We start from the raw sequence: 20,093 nt of genomic DNA, 5'->3' as shown, positions 1-20,093 counted from the left end.
TAGTATATCAAGAAAGAAGAAAGCCCGGAATAAATCCGGGCTTTCGTTTTCACCTTGCAGTGATCATCTCGCCGCTTCGTAGCGCGCGCACTCGCTGTTGTCGATCACGTACTGAGTCATCTTCATGTACTGGACCTGAAGTTGGTAGTTGCAGTAGCTTGGACCCTTGTTATTGAAGCATGCCATCTGGATCACGTTGTTGCCGTCGCGCAGAAATTCCACCGGGATGGCGATGTCGACGTTGTGGTCGGCGGTGGTGACGCAGTGTGTGTTCGTGCAGGCATCGCTATAGTTGGCACGCACGCGTTCGCCATTTTGCATGGTGCATCGAACGCCGGTCACCATCATTTTGAGCTGATTCCCGTCACTATCGTAGTAGGTTTCTTCGTAGGTGTCGTTGTCGCAGTTTTTGACAAGATCCGGGATGCCCCAGTCATCGGTCTTCACCTGGTGCAGGTTGTTGTCGTAGCTTCCCCAGATGCGCCGACCATTGAGTCGAATATCGGCCCAGTTGTCAACGTGGATGTACGAGATCCTGGCCGCGATAGGGGCGGCATTAACCTGCGTGGTGAAGACGCGGTCGAACTTCAGGACAGTCTGTGCGTTCGTGCTCCCGGCGGCAGACAGGTCTGTGGCCGGCGCCCAGTAAGTCTCGGTCGCACCAGTCGTGGCCTTGGTATTGCAGGAGTATTCCGCGGTCAGGCGCTTCTCGTGACAGATCTCGGTCGTTTTCGTCCGGGTGTAGCTGATCTTGTCCTTGGTGAAGTCCTGGGTGGTCGTGCAGTCGCGCATGGCCAGCGGCACATCAGCCTGGCAGGTCTCGGTCCAGGTGTTCGTGTTTACGACCTCCTGCAAGCACTGCGGCATGGACCCGCACTCCTGGCCGGCGGCGGCAACCTGGGCGGAAATGGCCAGGGGCCGGATTCCAGCCTCGTTGTTATACCCCTGCTCGCAGACGTAGATGACGCCGTCAGACGCGACGCCCTCCTGAATCTGCTGGAGGCATTCCGAGCCGTTGGCTGCGTACTTGGCTTGCAGCTGCGGGATCATCGCGTTGCTCTGGAGCTTCATCAGCGTGTCCCATTGCGACGTATGCTGGCCCGGGTTGGGGACCGAACCCGATTCGGTCAGCATCTCCTTCGTCAGTGCGGTCTTGTGGCGGTACGCCACGCGCAGGCCCACTGCCGTGGCGCCCGTATCCTTGTTGATGAAGGACTGGATGACCTTCACAGCCGTCATGTTGTCCGAGTCGGTGGCGAAGCTGAGTTGGGTGCCGGCCGCCGGATTGGGGTAGAAGATCAGGCCCAGGCCATTTTGCGAGCGCTCTTCCTCAGAGGCGGAGTCGCCCATGCTCGCATCCCAGGAGATGTTCTTTGGCGAGCTCCAGCCGTTCAGGCTGTTCAACGGCTCGGTGTCACACGAAGGCCGAATGCACACCTTCCCCTCCGGCGCGGTGAAGTTGGGATCCTTGGGGTTGTTCGAGCAGGCGACGGCGTTTTCTGGTGGCGTGATGGGATTGCCACGCTCAGGCGCCGTGCAGACCTGGACGGTGATCTTCGCATTGCCGCTCGGCTGGACGGCGCAGCTCAGCAGCTTGACCGCCAGTCCGGCAACTTGCTTGACTTTGGTATCGCCGCAGGCCACGGCCAAGGTACCCATCTGGGTGGCAATCGAACCCGTATCCTGGTTTTCTGTCTGGAACGAATAAGCTTCGGTCCCCGTGGTGGCTTGACCACGGAACTTCAGAGCCGTGTAGTCAGGGGTGTCGTCGGCTCCGAACAGGCTTCGGCAGTTCGTGCCATCGGCGTCGCACTCCTGAGCACCCTTCGACATGAAGGAGGTGATCGCGCCCACGGCCTGGGCCTTGGCGATGTCCGAGTTGCGCACCAGATTCGGGTCGCCAATTACCCCGCCGTTCGTCGTGGGAGGGCCCTCGATGGCACGGGCAGGTGAGGCGCCGGCAAACAGGAATGCCGCTGCCGCGAAGACCAAGAGGAATTTTTGGTTAAGGGATGAATTGGTCATGAGTATCCGCGCCGCGTGTTGCAGGGGATTAAAATTGAAAAGCGGAACCCCAAGCGAGGTTCCGCTTAGTATATTAATAATTGATATTTTGGTGCTTACTTACACCTATCGCGCATTTTCATATTGAGCGCAGTCGTTGCGAATGACGGTATCGCAGACCGGCTTGTACGCGGAGATATTAAAGTACGCCCACCCTTCACCTTTATCGACTACGCCGGTGTCGATTCGGATCACATTGCGACCCTCCCGCAGATAGGGCTTGAAGTCGACATCTACAGCATAGTTCCAGCTAGTTTCGAGTTCCCACTGAGTTTCCCAGGTGCGCTTGATCGTCCACGCCGCGTCGCCATAGACCCATTCGAGGCAGGTGTCACCACTGTCGCCACCACCTCCGCCCCAACGCAGGCACTTTTGGCAATAATTGCTGTCCTCCTGGTAACCCTCGCAGATTCGGGTTTCACGCCAGCGTCCCCAGGTGTCTTCTGCCGCGTTGAAAAACCCTTCTTTGTAATCCTTCCAGATCCAATTTCCGTTGATCTGAACCGCCATCAAGTCGTCAAAGCCAACTTGGTAAAGCTGAAAGGTTGCAACATCCTTCACGTCTTTGATGTCGACATAGAACACGCGCTTATAGTAGCCAGTCCTCCAATAGTTGTCCCCCACTGTTCCGTAGAGGTATTGGCCAGTCAAGCCATCAGGCGAGAGGCCGACCAGCTGAACTTTCGTGTCGGGACTTGCGGCGATCATGTCCAGGCCGCCCTGCCCGATCACTGACTCTTTACGGCATACACCAGGCTCGGCCCAGGTGTTGCAGCTGTACTCGGCTGTCAGACGCTTCTCGTGGCAGATTTCAGTGGTTTTGGTGCGCGTGTAGCTGATCTTGTCCTTGGTGAAGTCCTGGGTGGTCGTGCAGTCGCGCATGGCCAGTGGCACATCGGCCTGGCAGGTTTCGGTCCAGGTGTTCGTGTTTACGACCTCCTGCAAGCACTGCGGCATGGATCCGCACTCCTGGCCGGCGGCGGCAACCTGGGCGGAAATGGCCAGTGGCCGGATGCCCGCCTCGTTGTTATACCCCTGCTCGCAGACGTAGATGACGCCGTCAGACGCGACGCCCTCCTGGATCTGCTGGAGGCATTCCGAACCGTTGGCAGCATACTTGGCTTGCAGCTGCGGGATCATCGCGTTGCTCTGGAGCTTCGTCAGCGTGTCCCACTGCGACGTATGCTGGCCCGGGTTGGGGACCGAACCCGATTCGGTCAGCATCTCCTTGGTCAACGCGGTCTTGTGGCGGTACGCCACGCGCAGGCCCACCGCCGTGGCGCCCGTATCCTTGTTGATGAAGGACTGGATGACCTTCACGGCCGTCATGTTGTCCGAGTCGGTGGCGAAGCTGAGCTGGGTGCCGGCCGCCGGATTGGGGTAGAAGATCAGGCCCAGGCCATTTTGCGAGCGCTCTTCCTCAGAAGCGGAGTCGCCCATGCTCGCATCCCAGGAGATGTTCTTGGGCGAGCTCCAGCCGTTCAGGCTGTTCAACGGCTCGGTGTCGCACGAAGGCCGAATGCACACCTTCCCCTCCGGCGCGGTGAAGTTGGGATCCTTGGGGTTGTTCGAGCAGGCGACGGCGTTTTCTGGTGGCGTGATGGGGTTGCCGCGTTCAGGCGCCGTGCAGACCTGGACGGTGATCTTCGCATTGCCGCTCGGCTGGACGGCGCAGCTCAGCAGCTTGACCGCCAGTCCGGCAACTTGCTTGACTTTGGTGTCGCCGCAGGCCACGGCGAGGGTGCCCATCTGGGTGGCGATCGAACCCGTATCCTGGTTTTCTGTCTGGAACGAGTACGCTTCAGTCCCCGTGGTGGCCTGGCCGCGGAACTTCAAAGCCGTGTAGTCAGGGGTGTCGTCGGCTCCGAACAGGCTTCGGCAATTCGTGCCATCGGCGTCGCACTCCTGCGCACCCTTCGACATGAAGGAGGTGATCGCGCCCACGGCCTGGGCCTTGGCGATGTCCGAGTTGCGCACCAGATTCGGATCGCCGATTACCCCGCCATTAGAGGTAGGGGGGCCCTCAATGGCGTGAGCCTGCGGGCTGGCAGCCAACAGGCACATCGCGGCTGCTGAGGCCAAAAAGCGCTTGGTTTTCAGTGTGATTTTTGTCATAACCATCCGACTCCGCCGCCGGCGAGCTGGGCGAGAAAAAGAAAGCAGAGCCTCCAAAAGAAGCTCATTCTAGTATAGCTTCAAACAGGATATTTGCACTTTCGTTCAATTGGACTTCAGCTAATCGTCGCGCGTACGCACTAACCGCTTCCGTTGCGGGTGCCGGTGTTGCGGCATGATTTGTAGGCGGAAATCTCGAAGCACACTCACTCTACGCCGCCGCGGCGACACGGACGGTTCGAAAGGACGCCAGGTTTTGGGCTACCGGTGCATAACGCCATACCGGAACTTGATTCAGGTATCGGACTAACGTGTGGGCAGAGAATTTGTCTTTGTACAAGACTTGCCGGATAGCCGTCGGCTCAAATGGTCTCTTCTGCGGGCACTTCCACCCGTAACCAGATGCCGGAGGCGACCCCAGCGCTGGCCAACCGCGCAACCTTCTTCATTGGAGGGTCCGCACTGGGCTCGGCACCCACGAATTGCGGCATTTTCTTGAGAGCCGCCTCGTACGGCTGACGCCAATATTCGCGCACCGGCGTGAGCGAAACGACCTCCAGACACTTGCCCTTGGCCAGCAGCTTCTTCTGGGCAGGATTCAGCCGAGTCCCGCTACTGAGCTCGCACGCATCGACCAGAAGCGCTTCATTGCTGCCCGGCCGCAGGTAGATCCATACCTCTGGCGCGCCGCCAAACCCTTCAGGGGGTTTGACGGGCTCATGGCGTTCGGCGAAAGCACGCTCGAAATCTGGGGAGTCGTCTCGGCTCACCGCCTCCGCGATCACCGCGGATTCGGACTCCGGCGCCGAACCCCAGCCCAGGAGGCGAAAGCGTTTCAGCATGAATTACCTCTCTTTTTACGGGCGCCAGAAGCTGAACCGCTCCTGATCCAGCAGATCTCGATTCAGCACGGCCTTCAGGTCCATGACGACGACACGGCCGCCACGCTTTGCACAGATGTTGATCAAGTTCTCGAAGCTGCCATGTTCTTCGGCAAAGCGTCGATGCGGGACCGTCAGCAGCAGAGCATCAGCGGGACGCGTCTGGCTCACCGGCGTCAGCTCGAGTCCGTATTCATGCGAAAACCCGGCGGGATCGGCATGGGGGTCCACGATTTGGGGAGTGACGCCGTACTTGCCCAGCTCGCGCACAAGATCCACCACCTTGGAGTTGCGAATGTCGGGCACGTCCTCCTTGAAGGTGGCGCCGAGGACGGTGACCACCGCACCGGGCCGCAGGAGACCTTCGCATGCCATACGCTTGATGGCGAGATTGGCAAGGAAGCCGGCCATCGAGTCGTTGGTTTCGCGCGCCGCCACAATCAGCCTGGCCGGGTAGCCCTCGGCGGCCGCCTTGTGCATGAGGTAGTAGGGGTCAACACCGATGCAGTGCCCGCCAACCAGGCCCGGGCGGAACGGAAGGAAATTCCATTTTGTGCCGGCGGCCGCAAGGACATCATGCGTGTCAACGCCCAGGCGAGTGCAGATCTGGCACAGCTCGTTCATGAACGCGATATTCACGTCGCGCTGCGCGTTTTCTGCGCACTTGGCAGCTTCCGCCACCTTGATCGTGGGGGCCCGGTGGACCTGCGTGATCGAGCCGTACAGGCTGGCCAGGAGGTCGAGCGTTGCAGGGCGGTCGCCGGCGACGATCTTGGTCGTGTTGTGCAGGGTATGCACGCGATCGCCCGGGTTGATGCGCTCGGGCGAGTAGCCGATCGAGAAGTCTGCGGGGTACGACAACCCGGCACCACGTCCGATTTTCTCGAGCAGCGGCAGGCACTCTTCCTCGGTCGCCCCCGGGTAGACCGTGCTCTCGTACACAATCACGGCACCCTTTTTCATGTGTGAGCCGGCCGTATGGGTGGCGCGCAGCACATAGCTCATGTCGGGCACGTGGCCCTCGTTGACCGGCGTGGGCACGGTGATGATCATCACGTCGGCATCGAACAGGTACTCCGGAGAGGCCGTCAGGACCATCTTCGAGCGCAGGGCCAGTTCACCTTCTGAGATTTCACCGGTCGAATCCACGCCAGCTTTGAGCTGGTCCACGCGGCCTTGGTTCACGTCGTAGCCGATCACGTTGACGTTTTGGTTCTTCGCGAGTGCGAACGCCAGAGGGGCGCCGACATAGCCCAGACCGATTACGGCGACAGTCTGGACGGCTTGTTGGGTACTGCGGGTCATACGGGTACTGCGGTGTTGCGGTTGTTGATTACTGGGCGTCGTTGCGGTCCAGCCAGTTGGTCAGGTAGCTGACTCGCGCGTTGGCGCCAGCGAGGGTAGCCTCGATAGCCAGCAGCTCGACGGCCAGGGTGCGCTTCATGCGTTCGCCATCGGTCGTGGCAATGTTGGCAACGCGGCCGTGGGCTTCATCGAGCATGGCCTTGCGCTTGACCAGGCTGTCGCGAGTCAGCTTCTCGGCGGCGATCAGCCCACGAATGGAGTCCTTGGCGCGCACGAAACTCTGGGTTGCCCCGTCGCGCTGCTCTCGCAGCAGCTGGGCGCTCAGGTCCGCCACGCGGGCGGCTGCCTGGTCCGAGGCTTTCTTGCCCAGGCTGTAGGTCGCAGTCACGGCCACGAAGCCCTTCTGGCCGTTGTCGCGCAGGTCGGCGCGCATCCCGGCGGCATAGGTCACGTCCCAGGCGCTGGACTTGGCCAGCTTGGCGGTGAGGTTGGCGACCTCGACCTGGGTGTTGATGGAGTCTTGCAGCAGCCCGTTGAGCGATTCCTCGACGTCCGGCAGTTGGTTCTGGATGCGCGCGCGGCGGGCTTGGGCGCTGGCCATCTCACGGCCCAGGGCGTCGTACTGCTCGAATGCGGTCTTCAGGTCGGACAGGCGGGCATTCTTGCTCTCCAGCAGCTGTTTTTCGATCTGGACGTTCTTCTCGGCCTGGTCCAGGGCAGCCGCCAGCTTATCCTGCATGTGAATCAGCGACAGCAGCTCAGCGCGCGCTTCGACACCGGAGACCTGCTCCGTCAGGCGCGTTTCGGCCCGGTAGGCGGCGCATTCGGCCTCTGCCAGCTGTTCGGTGAGGCCGGCGCGGCGTGTGCGGGCGATGGAGTTGCGCATCCCGATGGTCATCGAGCGCTCGGCCGTGACCGGGTCGCCGATGTTGCCGAAGACTTCGGGTGCCGCCAGGATGGCGCTGGAGGTCTTGGCCTTGGCCTGGGCCAGTTCGCAGAAGGTGTCGGCTTCGCCGGCGTGAGCCGAGACGCTCACGGCCAGGCAAGCCAAGGCGGTAGCAATACGGAGCGAAGGTGTGTAGGACTTCATTGCTTGCTTTCTGTACTTCGGATAACGCGGGGTGGCTTACAGGAACAGGGGGCCAGAGCCGAGGAACAGGACCTTGTCCTTGGCTGCGGCCGGATCCTTGAGCTCCAATTCAATCAGGACACCACGAAGGTCGCGCTTGAAAATGGGGTGAAAGCCCTTCTCTTCGTCACGGCCAACCCACTTCACCGTGCCCACCTTGGAGCACAGGATCACCTCCGCCCAGCAAGAGTAGACGCTCTTGCCTTCTTGAACGGCGGACTCGTTGCTGTAGGGTACGAAAGCAAACTGGCCGGCATCGCCGCCGCGCTGCGCCAAACGGAAAAACGGTGTGGATTCGACGGTATCGACGATGGCTTGGAGCTCGGTCGCCTCACGCTTCTTGTTCTCGAGTTCCTTGGTGCTCTTCGCCAGTTGAATTTGGACTTCAGAGAGCTGGCGCTTCAGGGCGGCAACGTGGGCCAGTGTCTCGAGGGCCTTGGTGGACTGGGCCTGGCCTTTCATCGTAGCCACGCCGCCGGAGAGCTCATGCACCTGGTGGTCCAGAGATGCCGTGCTCAGCTTGCCGGTAGTCACGGCCGCTTCCATGGACACGATCTGCGCACGGGCTCGGACCGCGGCTTCCTGGGTAATCAGCCCGGCGGCCAGCTCGGCGTCGATGCTGCGCTCGAGGGCTGCATTTGACTGCGCCATCTTTGCGGCCTTGGCGTCGTCAGCACGCTTGGATGCCTGGAGACCACTCAATCGGCCGGCAAACACGGCACCCGCCTTGGTTTCCGCTTTCATGGCGTCATCGTAGCGCCCCAGAAGGTCGGTGAGCGTGCCTTCCTGCTCATCGAGCAGCGCAACTTCGTTGGTCAAGCTGTCCACTTGCACCTGGATCGCCGACAGCCCTTGGCGGGCACGGAAGGCTTCGGCGGACGTGGCCATGACGCGCGGCGAGGCCTTGGAGAGGATGATGGGCGCGACCCAGCTGCTGTTGACTGTGTACAAAATGATCGTCAGAACATAGCCGAAAGCGCCGAGCAGGATGCCGCCCAAAATAAGTCCGCACAGCGAGCGATAGGAGAAGACCCAGGCGTTCTGGAGGCGGGCGTGGAGCTGCTTAAAAAGTGTCATGATGTGTCCAAAATGTGCTGTAAGTATAACTCGTAATGTGCAAATCGACTACTTAATTAAGCGTCTTTTTGATTTTCCTCTGCGGCAGGAGCCGCAGGCGACGTATCCGATTTGGGCAGTTCGCGGGTACCCCAGGAACCGACATCGAAGGTGCACAGCGCCAAGGTGGTCACGATGATGGAATCCATGAAGAACCATGCGCCGGCCAGGCCCGCCGCCAGCGGATTACGGATCGGTTCGGAGCCCACTGCGATCGTCTTGATGCAGTGGTTATAGGCCAGCGCGGCGATCATGAACGCCGAGCAGAACGTGACGAATGCCGTGAGCACCGCGTCAACTGCCACACCGATACCCATTACCGGAATTGCAGTCAGCAGGTACATCGCCCAGATCACGGTGAACAGCTCCGGCAGGATGGCTGAGAACAGCGCGCGCACGCCCATGATTCGGAAGTGCTGTGGGAGTCGGGCCAGGGTCCAGAACAGGTCGCGCAGACCCGAGCGGCGCCAGCGAACCTGTTGACCGAACAGCTGCGACATCTGTGCCGGCGCTGCCGTCCAGCAGACTGCCGAGGGATTCAGGATCGTCTTCCAGCCGCGCATCAGGATTGCGTGGGTCATGAAGCGGTCTTCGCCGTCACGGACCTTCATCCCGAACCAGTTGCGGTTGCGCACCTCCTCTTCAACTTCCTCGAAGATGTGCCGGCGCACGGCGAACAGGCAGCCGCTGATGCAAAACAGCTTGCCCAGGACGTTCTGGAGCATCTTGCCGATCTGGAAGGACATGAAATAGATCACGGCCTGGCACAGGGTGAAGACGTTGTCGTTCACGTTGGTGATGCCGACGTGGCCGCCGACTGCGCCGACCTTCGGGTCGCCAAAGCAGGCGACGAGCTCGCGGATAACCTTCTTGTCGAAGATGCAATCGCTGTCGATGCAGATGACGATCTCCCCGGTGGACTGCGCTAGCGCTCGGGTCAGGGTCACATGCTTGCCAGAGTTGGAGGGGTTCTTGCTCGCGCGCAGACGATCCGGATGCTGGGCCTGGGCTTGCAGCAGATACTGGAAGGAGTCGTCTGCGCTGCAATCGTCGATCGCCACGATCTCGAGCTTGTCGTGCTGCCAGTCAGCGGCCAGGATGCTGTTGATCGTGTCCAGGACGTGGGCGCCCTCGTTGTAGACGGGCAGCAGCACGCTTACCTTGGGCTGGTAGCTGTAGTCCTTGGGTGGCGTTGCCGCGTTCGTCGTGAGGCGCACCAGCAGCCCGCCCCCGAAGACGTAAAAGATGAGCAGAATGGGCAGCATGTGCCAGAGGTAGAAGAGTCCTTCGAGCATGGGGTGTGGCCTGGTTGTTGGCAGATAGATCAAATATAAGTATACCAACAAAGGTGTTTTTGCTGGAGCGGTTAGACGCAAGGTGCGAAAAAGCGGCAAAATTCGCGCCTTCGTGGGCATTAGCGCCACACGGGGCTGAGTGCCTTCAGGTGGTAAATACCCGACGGCGCATGCGGGCTTTTGCGCGAATGGGCTGAGCGAGGCCCTATACAACTACGTCTGTCACTTACTGCTTTGCGCTATGAACTCCTCGCTTCAGACTCCGGACCTTGATGCCTCGACGGCCGACTGGAAAGCTTGGGCGGATGAACTCCGAGAGATGCCGACCACCCCGGAAGTGCGCGCCGCGCGCCGCCAGGCCGACCAGGTCCTGGCCCGGCGAAAACAGCCAAAGCACCCTGTCATCACTGTGCGCAGCGCCAACGCGTTTGCGTTTGCCTGAGCCGCGGCCGCCGGCCATGGATGCTGGGTTGGCGGGCGCCGCGCCGAGCATGCGCCGGCCGATGTCTGGGCTCCTCCCCTGGTCAGCAGGGGGAAGCCCAATAACTCAAAAATCAATTTACGGACAGCGCAGGCCCTACACCCAGGGTCGCTCGATCGAGTGAACGCCTGCTCTGAAGACGCTTTTATGGAAATGCCATATCCGGCTATTCCATAAACCCGCGCGCCCTCGCAGCTACCCCAGCAGCCCGAAGAAAAGGACGGCTCGCCAGGGAGAGTGGTCTCGGGCAGGCCCGTTGTCCGTAAATTGATTTTTTGCTGTCCGGCGCAGAAAGCTGTCAACCGCGTCAGCTAATTGGACGTCTAGTAGGTATTGCCCTTACCTGAAACGAAAGCCCATCATGTTCAATTGGCCCACGGACGCACGCGACCGCAAGCGATAAGCCATGTCCGAGTGCGCCGGCACTTGGCGTGCCCTGCCTTGTCCGTAAATTGATTTCCTGGCCGTGGACCTATACTTAGCAAGCGATCCGCTTACTCTACGAAGGAAACACGCATGGCCAATACACAGGAAAACGTCGCCGACATTCTGCAACACCGCATCGTCTGGCACCTGGCTGGCGATACGCCGGCACCAACCGAGCTTCCTGAAGCCCAGCTCGAGCACCTCGAGCGCATGATCCGCAAAGGTTTCAACCAGGGCGAGCTCCTGGAATTCGACGCTGACGGCAAAATGACCCACCGCGGCTGGTGGCAGATCCGCAACGACGGCTGATCGCCCTCCCCTCGACCCCGACTGCTCGATGAGCGGCCGGGGTTTTCTTCGCCTGGCACGGACCGCTGAGCTGTCGCCCATAAAAAAGCTCCCCCACTAGGTGAGGGAGCTTGAGGTACTGGTTCAGCCAGTCACGAGATTACAGGGTAATCTCGCACACACCGCCTGCGCAGGCCTGGGAGGCCAGCGTGTCGACATCAACGTAGCGCTGTTGACCCAACTCCATGGAGAAGTCGATGTCTTCCAGCGCGCGCTGGATGCTGACCCACTTGTGCAGGTTGAAGCTGTCCTTCAGACAGTTGGTGGTCTGATCCACGTCGCCGCCGAAGAAGCTAGCGAACTTGTGGAAACGACGCACCCAGTCACGTTGCAGCGGATCCTTGATCGAGCTGGCGGCCACCGAAGCGACGCCAGGCTCTTCCATGTTCACCGCCATCAGCGAGCCGCTCTCCGACTTCGCCGCGAACGAGCGTGCCTTGTCGCACGCCGCCCACAGGTTGTCATTGAAGGCATGCAGCCCATCGACGATCAGACCCGATGCGAACATGCTGGCGTCACCGTAGTTGGCCAGGATTTGCTCGGCCGTGAAGACTTCCGTGAAGGGAGCCTGCACGTAGGCCTTGTCACCGCTGGCGGCCAGCAGGGAGATCCCTGCGAACCACTGGCGGTTGTCGAAGATGTACTGCTCGACGGCAGCCCAGTCGTCCACGGTGATCGTGTTGGAGATGTTGTGACGCAAACCGGGGTTCACGCACAGCTCCACGTTCGTACCGTGCTCGACCCAGGACTGCTGAGCCCTCTTCACGTACTCCAGCTGCTTGACACCCAGCAGATCCCGCTTAAAGACGGAACCCTGCTTGGAGACCACCGGGAAGCTCACGACGATGTCGGTGCCGCCATTGCTCCACACGGATTCTTCAACCATTTTCGGGTTGCGCTCCATGATCAGCTTGGCAACTTCGTCTTCCTTGTTGATCTGCACGTTGCGGAAATACATGGGAGCATGCTCGCCATGAATGCCCGAAGCCGTGCCCAGCAACACCGACGCATTGCCCGAAGGCTTTGCGCAGGTCGTACGCGCGGCAGGCTTGATGCCGATCAGCGCGGCCACCTCGCGGTTGACCTGGCGGACCAGCTCGGCCGCTTCCTTCAGCAGTGCCTCGTCGAACAGCACGTCCGGATTGTTCATCCAGCCGGTGATCGACACCCCGATCAGGGACTCGTGCTCGGTGATGCGGCGCGTAGCGTCCGACAGGTAGTTGAAGTCGGTGTAGCCGGCTTGCAGGGTACCCAGGATCGCGCCGGCGCGTGCGGCGCGCAGAAGCGCTTCACGCGAGATGCACTTGCCACCGTTGATCTCGGTCAGGTTGCAGAACTGGAAGCCAGATTCGCCTGTTTGCACGCAGATGGGACGCATGCCGATTTCCACGCACGGGTTGTACATGGTATCCATGTCGTCCACGAACACGAAGCCGGGTTCGCCGTAATCACGCACCGCCGTCATGATCTTGGCCCACTCGTCGCGGGTCAGATCAGCACGGTTCAGCACCACGGAGTTGTTGCTGCGGCCGCGCTGCGGGTTCTCTTCGAACCAGTTGCCCGTCTTGGCGTTGAGCATCTGCTCATCATCCTTGTCGAACATGCAGATCGTCGCGGAGCGACGAACGCCGCCAGCCAGGACCGCGTCGGACATGTGCATGACGAAGTCGTAGGCCACGATCGGGGAGATCGAAACACGGGCTTCGTCATCCAGGGCCTTCTCGAGCAGCGCTTCGCACTTTTGGAGTGCGGCACGCAGACCGTCAGGACCCGGCGCCTTGAAGCCGCCCGAGATCATGGCACCCTTGGGGCGGATCTTCGAGAAATCGAAGTGCACCTGCACGCCACGGTACTCAGGGAATGTGCCACCGGAACGGAAGTACGACGACAGCAGCACACCGAAAGCGTCGGCCCAGCCCTCGATCGAATCGGGGATCTGGAACGGCTTGACGCGCTTGGCCGAGCGACGCTCGATCTGCGGCAGCTTGGAGATGTGGCGTTGTTGGACCGAGAAGCCCACGCCGCAACCGCACAGCAGCAGATACATGCATTCCTGGAAGAAGGCCGGGCGATCGACGTGGCTCGTCGAGCAGTTGTACATGCGAGCCTCGTGCTTGCGCAGCTGCTCGCCGCCGAACTGCAACGCGCGTTGCGCGCCCAGCACCAGCTTGTCCTTGTACGCCTGCTCGGCTTCGACCATCAACTGATCGAGCTCCGGGGACAGCTTTTCCGCGTACTTGTTGCGATGCATCTGCATCACACGATGGACAGCCTCGTCCCAGGTTTCGTAGCCGTTCTTCTGGTCGGACCAGCGGGCATAACCCATGAAGAACTTGCTTTCAGCGAGCATGCGCGCGCCCGAGGCGATGGAGGTGATTGCGGTGGAGATTTGTGTTTGGATCATGATGATGTTTCCTCTATAGTGAAGTGCAGCTTTTGCTGCAAATCAGTATAGAGAGGAAGGGTTGGAAAAGCCCCGTGTTTACCGTAAAACCCTAACTTCGATAACAAAATAAGCCAGATATTGCACCTGGCTGTCACACTGCGGGGTCGATTTAGTATAGCCCGAAACATGCTTCATGCCTGCTTTGCGAAGCCATGTCCTCCCTATCAATCGGTGTATGGCCGGCGCGGCAGCGCCGGCCTAAGGTCAGGCATCCACCAGGGTCAGCATCGCGTCCTGGCCAGCCGAAGCGATCACGTCTTGCGGGGCGAGAATGTTAATCACCGAGAGCGCAAACCCTTGCCCGGGACCGTCGCGCCAGGCCCGGTAGCCGCCGGTGTCCGCGAAGCAGATGTTGCCCTGCCAGCGGGGCATAGCCGCCCGGATCGTGTGGCCGCAGAAGATGCGCCACACGCCAGGGACCGAATCCCCGATCTTGTACTGCACCCGGATACGGCCCCAAATGGCGCTTTCGCAAACCTCGGCATTCTGGTAGCCAAGCTCCCTCGTGAACGCGTCCCAGCTCATTGAAACGGGCACCTCGGCATGGATGACGCCGACCAAGCCCTGCGGCGTGGGAATTTCGATGGCCAGCGGCAGGGCGCGAAAGGCACGCAGGAGCTGGACCCTCCGATCCACAGGCTCCTTCAAAAACCATCCGCCCCCATTATCGATGGAGATCTGGGCCCAGTAACCATCTGGTGGGTTGGGCTCGAAGCCATCGAGCAGCATCTGCTCGTGGTTGCCTCGAACAGCAAATACCCATGGTTCTCGGAGAAATTCCAGGGATTCCGTGCTCTGGTCGCCACGATCTACTAGGTCGCCGGCGCAGATGAGCCGGTCGACCCTCGGGTCGAAGCTCAGTCGTGTCAGCGCCTCAACAACCAGCCCGAAGGCCCCATGGATGTCGCCAACGAAGAAATCACGGCCATGCGCGGGCGGCAGTCGCAGAACAGAAGGCGCAGGCCCGGCGGGGCCCTGCGTAAGGTAATTTGGCACAAGTGACAGACATGAAATTGCGATATGGTGTATAGCGTTTTTGCTGCTATTGTGCCGAGAGATGGTACACACCCTTCACTTATGCAACTTGACACTCAGGTGTAATATTGCAAAAATCGCGTGAAACGCGTTTCTTTTCTTAACAGCAAGTTGAGGGACATATTGGAGCGACACGGCAACATCCGCGCCGCGACTGCCCATCCCGCGGAAGCAGACTTTTGGCCTGCTGACAGTTTGGCATCTTGGCGAGACTCGGCCGAGAGTACGTTCGTCTCGTGGCTTGCACAGCAAAGAATCCTCGGCACCCGGCACTTTCGAGAGTCGTCGAAGGAGACCTATTTCACGATGTTCGCGGCATGGTCAACTTTCCTCTCCGCCAAAAAAATGACGCTGCTGGAAGCTACTGAAAAGGAGGGAACAGAATTCTTCGGTGATAAACAACTTTTGCCGGTATCCCGCCGCCGATACTTGCAGTTGCTAGACAAGGTTTATCTGCACCTATTGGCAATCGGTTGGCCTGGCGAACATCCCTTGAAAACGCTGCTGCGCCAAGAACGGGAGCTTGCTATTGCGCTGCCTAAGGGCCTGACGCAAGCGCAACTTCTGAAGCTTCAAAATGTGTTGGAACATATGGAGGGTGCGAAAGCGCCGCGTGACCGTGCACTGGCTGCACTCATGGTCGGCGCCGGGCTACGAAATAGTGAAGTCATTGGCCTGAAATGTGCTGGAATACAGCCTGGATTCAGCATAGAAGTGAAGTCGCAGACCGTGCATCCCGATCACAGTACGATTGTGCTGCCGGACGGGCCGTGGCGTGACTGGCTTACCGCCTGGCAGACAGAGCGATTGAAACGTCGAATTCCAGGGGAATTGTTTTGCCCATCGACCTCCATGGGAAAGGGCTATACGCCGTCTGGCTTGTTCCGGCGGATTGATTATTGGTTTGAACTGGCAATGATCGATCCGGAACAGGGTGGTGCAAATGTGCTTCGAAATACATTTGCCAATTTGGCATTAGCCAGTGGCCGATATACGCTCGAGCAGGTCAGAGGTTTCATGGGTCATGAAGAGCTCAGAACAACCCAGCGGCACGTGACAATAACCATGCCGGCGCTAAACGAGGCAAATGCCAAGGTCTTAGGGTCAAACAAGAATTTTATTGAGAATGCGACTGAAAACAGGCCTGCGCAGGTTGATTTACTTCGTAGTGGTAGCCCTTGGCGCTAAGCTGACATTCCTAGCTTCGATAAGCATGATGCACCCCATTTTGCAGGGGCTTGACGAGACGACAGCATACAGCGAGGTATTTTCAGTACATCTTTGGGCCTCTGCCCTGGCCGGCATCCTACTGGCCGGAGTCGACCTGGTACTGTTTACCCTGGCGCTAAGGCGATTTCCCAAACTTCACAACTTCATCTCCGACGGCTACAGCCCTCGCTTTGGCACGCTGGGCTTTTTACTCAGCCGGTCGGAGTTCTCCGCTGGCAATGGGCTTTGCGTGAAGGACAGCGACGGACTGATCCTCATATGTAATGACACGTTGCTAAAACCTTATGATTTGCAACAGAGCAAGGTTCTTGGCAGGCGCAGCGAGGAAGTCTTCCCGCCAAGGGTGGCTGCCGCTTTTGCTGACGTGGAGCGCCGAGCCATAGAAGCACGTGCGCCGGCCATCTTCGATTTGCAGCGCCATCGGGATGTACCTGATCGCGGCATCTCAGCCATCCGCATCACCGCAACACCCATTTTCTACGAAAACGATAAGGGCAATCTGGCCGGGCTCACGCTGATCACCCGTGACATCACCGAAATCAAGCTGATCGAGCAGGCTGCCTTCAAGAGCCGAATGGACTACAGGCACCTGTTGGACAACATCCCGATGGCTATCTCTGTCTGTGAATTCTTGACGAAAAGTGGTGCCGCTCTACCGGAGTTCGTCATTGTGGAGACCAATAAGGCGGGCCTCCCCATGCTCGATGAGATGCAGTTGCGCTTAGGTGCACCCATGTTCGAGCAGTTCCCTTTCCTGGCCCGGGCCACCGAGCTGGTGACCGTACTCGAATCAATCCGTGTTGATGGGCCGCAAGCATGCGTTGATTTGTACTGGGAACCAATCGGTCGGACGTTCGAATGCCTGTTTGCCAGCTGTGGAGATGGCTGCTTCACCATCATGAGCAAGGACATCACCGAGCCACTGCAATCTGAGATGCAGCTGCTGCGTCTAAACGATCAGCTGTTCCGAGCAAAAGCCGAATGTAGTCAGGCGATGGAGGATTTGCTGACAGACCACAATGCGTTCATGCACGCAGTGGTAGAGGTGGTTCAGGAGCCGCTGTCAAGGCTGCGCAACACCACACAGCACATTCCCCAGGCGGAGAAGGTGGCTTACCAGACGGCGACGCTTCTGATTCAGAAGACGATGGAGCGTATGCAGCGGTATGCCAATTCCAGCTTGTTACCATTCTCACCCGGCCTGCTGGACCTTAACATCACGGCCCGTCATATCGTGAACACCTACCAGCATGTCCATCCAGACACCGTTTTCAACCTGGCACCGCTACCGATACTGCGTACCTCGGATCCCGTGTTTCGCAGCATCCTGAGCTGCCTGCTGGGCATTATGGTCAGTGGCGAACAGGGACAGGTGATCAACATTTACGCCGAGTCGCGCGTTATGGACACCCTGGTGTGCGTGGGCCCGATCCCCGCCGGCTGTCCCATTCTTGGCAGCCTCATCGAAGAACCAGACCTGTTGGCGTGGACCGCGCTGACTTGGGAGTTGTCCGACGACCTGGATCTGGCCCTGGTGCGGCGCCTGGTGGCCTACCACGGAGGCCAGCTGATGATTCGGCATATCACTCCTGGCCAAACCTATATGGGCTTTTTCCTCGGCGCGCCGGTGCCGTATTTATTGGGGGGAAAGGCGGGATTTTGAGCCTGAACTGAATGTGTCATATATGCATTTTCTGGTATACTGTAGTTCACTTTTTCCAGAATTTTCCTTATGACCCAGAACCCCGCTCTGCTGGCTGTCGATCTCGTCTCCGTCGAAGCCTACGTTCGCCTGAAGGATTACGTAGCCCAGTTGGCTCACGAGTATTACGTGCTGGACGCGCCGACCGTACCTGATAGTCAGTATGACTCGATGTTCCGCCAGCTCCAGGAGGTGGAAGCAGCGCATCCGGAGTGGGTTGCAGCGGACTCGCCAACGCAGCGCGTTGGGGGTGCTCCCGTGTCGGGATTGGCAGAAGTTCGTCATGCGGTGCCGATGCTGTCGATCGACAACGCCATGGATGCCGAAGAAGCGGCCGGCTTCTGCCGCAGCATGGCCGACGAGCTGGGCGTAGCTCTGGAAAGCTTGGAGCTTACCCGCGAGCCCAAATACGATGGTCTGTCGTGCTCCCTGCGTTATGCGCATGGCATCTTCATGCAGGCCGTCACCCGCGGCGATGGCGAAACCGGCGAGGATGTGACCGCGCAGGTCCGTACGATCCAGTCCGTGCCGCTGCGCCTGCCTGAGCCGTTCACGGGCGAGATCCGGGGCGAGGTCCTGATGACGATCGCCGCGCTGGCACGCCTGAACGATCGGCAGCGTGCACTCGGTGAAAAGGAATATGCCAACACCCGCAATGCCGCGGCCGGCAGCCTGCGAACCCTGGACCCGAAGGTCACGGCATCACGCCGCCTGAGCTTCTTTGCCTATTCGCTGGTCGATGCAGCCGCGCATGACTTCGACAGCCAGGCCCAGGTGCTGGCGTACCTGAAGAAGCTGGGCTTCCAGGTCAGCGGCCTGTTCGAGGTCGTGACCGGCATCGAGGGAGTGCAGAAATCGTTCGAAGCTGTGGCAGACGTGCGCAAGGCCCTGCCCTTTGAGATCGATGGCGTCGTCTACAAGATCGCTCGCTTTGACCAGCAGGATGCGCTGGGCTGGAACACGCGCACGCCTCGCTGGGCCTTTGCGTACAAGTTCCCGGCCGAAGAAAAGACCACGCTGCTCGAGGCGATCGACATCCAGGTCGGCCGCACGGGCAAGCTGACTCCGGTTGGCCGGCTGACGCCGGTCCACGTCGGTGGCGTGACTGTCACCAACGTGACCCTGCACAACGAGCACCAGGTCAACAACATCAAGGGCGTGCGTGTCGGCGACACGGTGGTCATCCGGCGCGCAGGCGACGTGATCCCCGAACTGGTCAACCCGGTTCTGGAGCTGCGTCCCGCGGCGACCGGCCCCTTCACGATGCCGGAGCACTGCCCGACATGCGGCTCAACGGTGAAATTCATCGCCGGCAGCGAAGAAGGTATGGGCGAGCACTACTGCACGGGCGGCACCAGCTGCTCGGACCAGCGCCTGTTCCGCCTGACCCACTTCGGCTCGCGCCTGGGCATGGACATCGACAGCCTGGGCGAAGGCAGCGTGCGCGACCTGCTGGCCGCCAGCCTGATCGCGAAGGCCTCCGACCTGTATCGCCTGGATGCCTCGCTCGTTGCCAACCTGGAAGGCTGGGGCAAGTCGTCCGCCGCCAAGCTCGTGACGGGCATTGCTGACTCGGTTGGCCGCCCGCTGCGCCGCTTCATTTTCGCCCTGGGTATCGAAGGTGTCGGTGAAGGCACCGCCAAGCGCCTGGCTCAACACTTCGGCACCTGGGAAGCCGTCCGCTCAGCGACCTACGACGGTCTGCTGGCGATCCCGGATGTGGGCCCGATCACGGCGGGTTCGGTCGTCGCCGCGTTTGCCGACGAGCATTTCGGCCCCGAGATCGACCTCCTGGCCAGCTATGTGAAGCCCGAGCCGGAAGCCAAGATCACCGGCGGCGTGCTCTCCGGCAAGACCGTGGTGGTGACGGGCACCTTGCCCTTCCTGTCGCGCGAAGCAGCGAAGGCCCTGGTCGAAAGCCTGGGCGGCAAGACCTCGGATTCGGTCTCCAAGAAGACATTCGCAGTGGTGGCAGGCGAAAACGCTGGCAGCAAGCTCACCAAGGCAAGCGATCTGGGCATCCCGGTGTATGACGAAGCCTGGCTGCTGGCTCAGAAAGGCGAATGATGACGCGCGGTATGTTGAGCCGGCACTGGCTCATCCTCCCTCTCATGGGTGCGGTTTGTGAAGGGGGCTCGGCTCTGCTGGCCAACGTCTTTGGCCCTATCCTTGCCGTCTACGCAGTGTGTCTCAGCGCAGCAGCATTCGTGGCGCTCACGTGTGCGTGGGCAAATGCTGCCGAACCCGGGGGACACAATATCGAGCTGGCCGCGGGAGGCATGTGGGGTTTCTATGCGGTGGTGATCGGTGCCGTGTACTACCTGGTGCGTTGGCTCGTTTCACCGGACGCCGCCATCTGGGTTCGATTGGGTGCCGAAATGCTGGCCACCCTGGCGATTCTCTTGGGGATTCTGTGGCGTCCAAAGCCGAAGACCGCCCGACAGGCGACCTTTCTGGCTTGAAATCCTGTGTATCATGAAAAAAGGCGTTTTCTGGCGCCTTTTTTCGTTTTCGCGCCGC

General features: G+C 60.1%; 15 protein-coding genes. 6 read left to right on the top strand and 9 right to left on the bottom strand.

The annotated features are described in order from the left end of the window. Nucleotides 1-63: 63 nt before the first annotated feature. The 7 genes from HWY37_RS19135 to HWY37_RS19105 all read right to left on the bottom strand — a co-directional run bounded on the left by HWY37_RS19135 (nucleotide 64) and on the right by HWY37_RS19105 (nucleotide 9,905). Nucleotides 64-2,025, bottom strand: coding sequence for a hypothetical protein (locus HWY37_RS19135; protein ID WP_176089621.1), 1,962 nt, complete (start codon nucleotides 2,023-2,025; stop codon nucleotides 64-66). Between the two features lie 105 nt (nucleotides 2,026-2,130). After that, the gene (locus HWY37_RS19130; protein ID WP_176089620.1) at nucleotides 2,131-4,179 is read right to left on the bottom strand and encodes a hypothetical protein; all 2,049 of its coding nucleotides are present in this window, start codon (nucleotides 4,177-4,179) and stop codon (nucleotides 2,131-2,133) included. Between the two features lie 362 nt (nucleotides 4,180-4,541). Further along, nucleotides 4,542-5,021, bottom strand: coding sequence for a hypothetical protein (locus tag HWY37_RS19125; protein ID WP_176089619.1), 480 nt, complete (start codon nucleotides 5,019-5,021; stop codon nucleotides 4,542-4,544). Nucleotides 5,022-5,036: 15 nt separating this feature from the next. After that, complete coding sequence (locus HWY37_RS19120) at nucleotides 5,037-6,365, bottom strand: nucleotide sugar dehydrogenase (RefSeq protein WP_176089618.1); 1,329 nt, start codon at nucleotides 6,363-6,365, stop codon at nucleotides 5,037-5,039. 28 nt (nucleotides 6,366-6,393) lie between these two features. Beyond that, nucleotides 6,394-7,455 (bottom strand): hypothetical protein, encoded by a 1,062-nt coding sequence (locus tag HWY37_RS19115; RefSeq protein WP_176089617.1) that lies wholly within the window; start codon nucleotides 7,453-7,455, stop codon nucleotides 6,394-6,396. A 36-nt stretch (nucleotides 7,456-7,491) separates the two neighbouring features. Beyond that, nucleotides 7,492-8,571, bottom strand: a complete 1,080-nt coding sequence (locus HWY37_RS19110) for a hypothetical protein (protein ID WP_176089616.1) — start codon at nucleotides 8,569-8,571, stop codon at nucleotides 7,492-7,494. A 56-nt stretch (nucleotides 8,572-8,627) separates the two neighbouring features. Continuing rightward, nucleotides 8,628-9,905, bottom strand: coding sequence for a glycosyltransferase family 2 protein (locus tag HWY37_RS19105; protein WP_176089615.1), 1,278 nt, complete (start codon nucleotides 9,903-9,905; stop codon nucleotides 8,628-8,630). A gap of 241 nt (nucleotides 9,906-10,146) precedes the next feature. Between HWY37_RS19105 and HWY37_RS19100 the strand changes: the two genes are divergently transcribed. Both HWY37_RS19100 and HWY37_RS19095 read left to right on the top strand, forming a co-directional pair. Further along, on the top strand, nucleotides 10,147-10,347 hold the full coding sequence (locus HWY37_RS19100) for a hypothetical protein (RefSeq protein ID WP_176089614.1): 201 nt from the start codon (nucleotides 10,147-10,149) through the stop codon (nucleotides 10,345-10,347). 555 nt (nucleotides 10,348-10,902) lie between these two features. After that, nucleotides 10,903-11,121, top strand: a complete 219-nt coding sequence (locus tag HWY37_RS19095; protein WP_176089613.1) for a hypothetical protein — start codon at nucleotides 10,903-10,905, stop codon at nucleotides 11,119-11,121. A 139-nt stretch (nucleotides 11,122-11,260) separates the two neighbouring features. Here HWY37_RS19095 and HWY37_RS19090 read toward each other — a convergent pair whose 3' ends face one another. Both HWY37_RS19090 and HWY37_RS19085 read right to left on the bottom strand, forming a co-directional pair. Next, nucleotides 11,261-13,564, bottom strand: coding sequence for a glycyl radical enzyme family protein (locus HWY37_RS19090; RefSeq protein ID WP_176089612.1), 2,304 nt, complete (start codon nucleotides 13,562-13,564; stop codon nucleotides 11,261-11,263). Nucleotides 13,565-13,810: 246 nt separating this feature from the next. Next, nucleotides 13,811-14,602, bottom strand: coding sequence for a metallophosphoesterase (locus HWY37_RS19085; protein WP_176089611.1), 792 nt, complete (start codon nucleotides 14,600-14,602; stop codon nucleotides 13,811-13,813). A 120-nt stretch (nucleotides 14,603-14,722) separates the two neighbouring features. On the opposite strand from HWY37_RS19085, the gene HWY37_RS19080 reads away from it, so the two are divergent. The 4 genes from HWY37_RS19080 (at nucleotide 14,723) to HWY37_RS19065 (ending at nucleotide 20,035) form a co-directional block, all read left to right on the top strand. Beyond that, a complete protein-coding gene (locus HWY37_RS19080; protein WP_217706397.1) occupies nucleotides 14,723-15,829 on the top strand; it encodes a tyrosine-type recombinase/integrase in 1,107 nt (368 codons plus the stop codon). A 25-nt stretch (nucleotides 15,830-15,854) separates the two neighbouring features. Then, the gene (locus HWY37_RS19075) at nucleotides 15,855-17,534 is read left to right on the top strand and encodes a PAS domain-containing protein (protein ID WP_176089610.1); all 1,680 of its coding nucleotides are present in this window, start codon (nucleotides 15,855-15,857) and stop codon (nucleotides 17,532-17,534) included. Nucleotides 17,535-17,603: 69 nt separating this feature from the next. Then, entirely contained in the window at nucleotides 17,604-19,640 is a 2,037-nt protein-coding gene (gene ligA / locus HWY37_RS19070) for an NAD-dependent DNA ligase LigA (RefSeq protein ID WP_176089609.1), read from the top strand. Then, complete coding sequence (locus HWY37_RS19065) at nucleotides 19,637-20,035, top strand: hypothetical protein (protein ID WP_176089608.1); 399 nt, start codon at nucleotides 19,637-19,639, stop codon at nucleotides 20,033-20,035. The genes ligA and HWY37_RS19065 overlap by 4 nt, the downstream gene beginning before the upstream one ends. Nucleotides 20,036-20,093: the final 58 nt, after the last annotated feature.

It is taken from the genome of Achromobacter anxifer (assembly GCF_903652925.1).
GTDB lineage: Bacteria > Pseudomonadota > Gammaproteobacteria > Burkholderiales > Burkholderiaceae_B > Achromobacter > Achromobacter anxifer.
Note: the sequence above shows the minus strand (reverse complement) of the source record. Positions and strands in the feature narration are given on the sequence as shown.

Bases quoted from the DNA above. Each gene is read 5' to 3' on its own strand.
- HWY37_RS19135 (WP_176089621.1), bottom strand. From the start codon at position 2,025: ATGACCAATTCATCCCTTAACCAAAAATTCCTCTTGGTCTTCGCGGCA.
- HWY37_RS19130 (WP_176089620.1), bottom strand. From the start codon at position 4,179: ATGACAAAAATCACACTGAAAACCAAGCGCTTTTTGGCCTCAGCAGCC.
- HWY37_RS19125 (WP_176089619.1), bottom strand. From the start codon at position 5,021: ATGCTGAAACGCTTTCGCCTCCTGGGCTGGGGTTCGGCGCCGGAGTCC.
- HWY37_RS19120 (WP_176089618.1), bottom strand. From the start codon at position 6,365: ATGACCCGCAGTACCCAACAAGCCGTCCAGACTGTCGCCGTAATCGGT.
- HWY37_RS19115 (WP_176089617.1), bottom strand. From the start codon at position 7,455: ATGAAGTCCTACACACCTTCGCTCCGTATTGCTACCGCCTTGGCTTGC.
- HWY37_RS19110 (WP_176089616.1), bottom strand. From the start codon at position 8,571: ATGACACTTTTTAAGCAGCTCCACGCCCGCCTCCAGAACGCCTGGGTC.
- HWY37_RS19105 (WP_176089615.1), bottom strand. From the start codon at position 9,905: ATGCTCGAAGGACTCTTCTACCTCTGGCACATGCTGCCCATTCTGCTC.
- HWY37_RS19100 (WP_176089614.1), top strand. From the start codon at position 10,147: ATGAACTCCTCGCTTCAGACTCCGGACCTTGATGCCTCGACGGCCGAC.
- HWY37_RS19095 (WP_176089613.1), top strand. From the start codon at position 10,903: ATGGCCAATACACAGGAAAACGTCGCCGACATTCTGCAACACCGCATC.
- HWY37_RS19090 (WP_176089612.1), bottom strand. From the start codon at position 13,564: ATGATCCAAACACAAATCTCCACCGCAATCACCTCCATCGCCTCGGGC.
- HWY37_RS19075 (WP_176089610.1), top strand. From the start codon at position 15,855: ATGATGCACCCCATTTTGCAGGGGCTTGACGAGACGACAGCATACAGC.
- ligA (WP_176089609.1), top strand. From the start codon at position 17,604: ATGACCCAGAACCCCGCTCTGCTGGCTGTCGATCTCGTCTCCGTCGAA.
- HWY37_RS19065 (WP_176089608.1), top strand. From the start codon at position 19,637: ATGATGACGCGCGGTATGTTGAGCCGGCACTGGCTCATCCTCCCTCTC.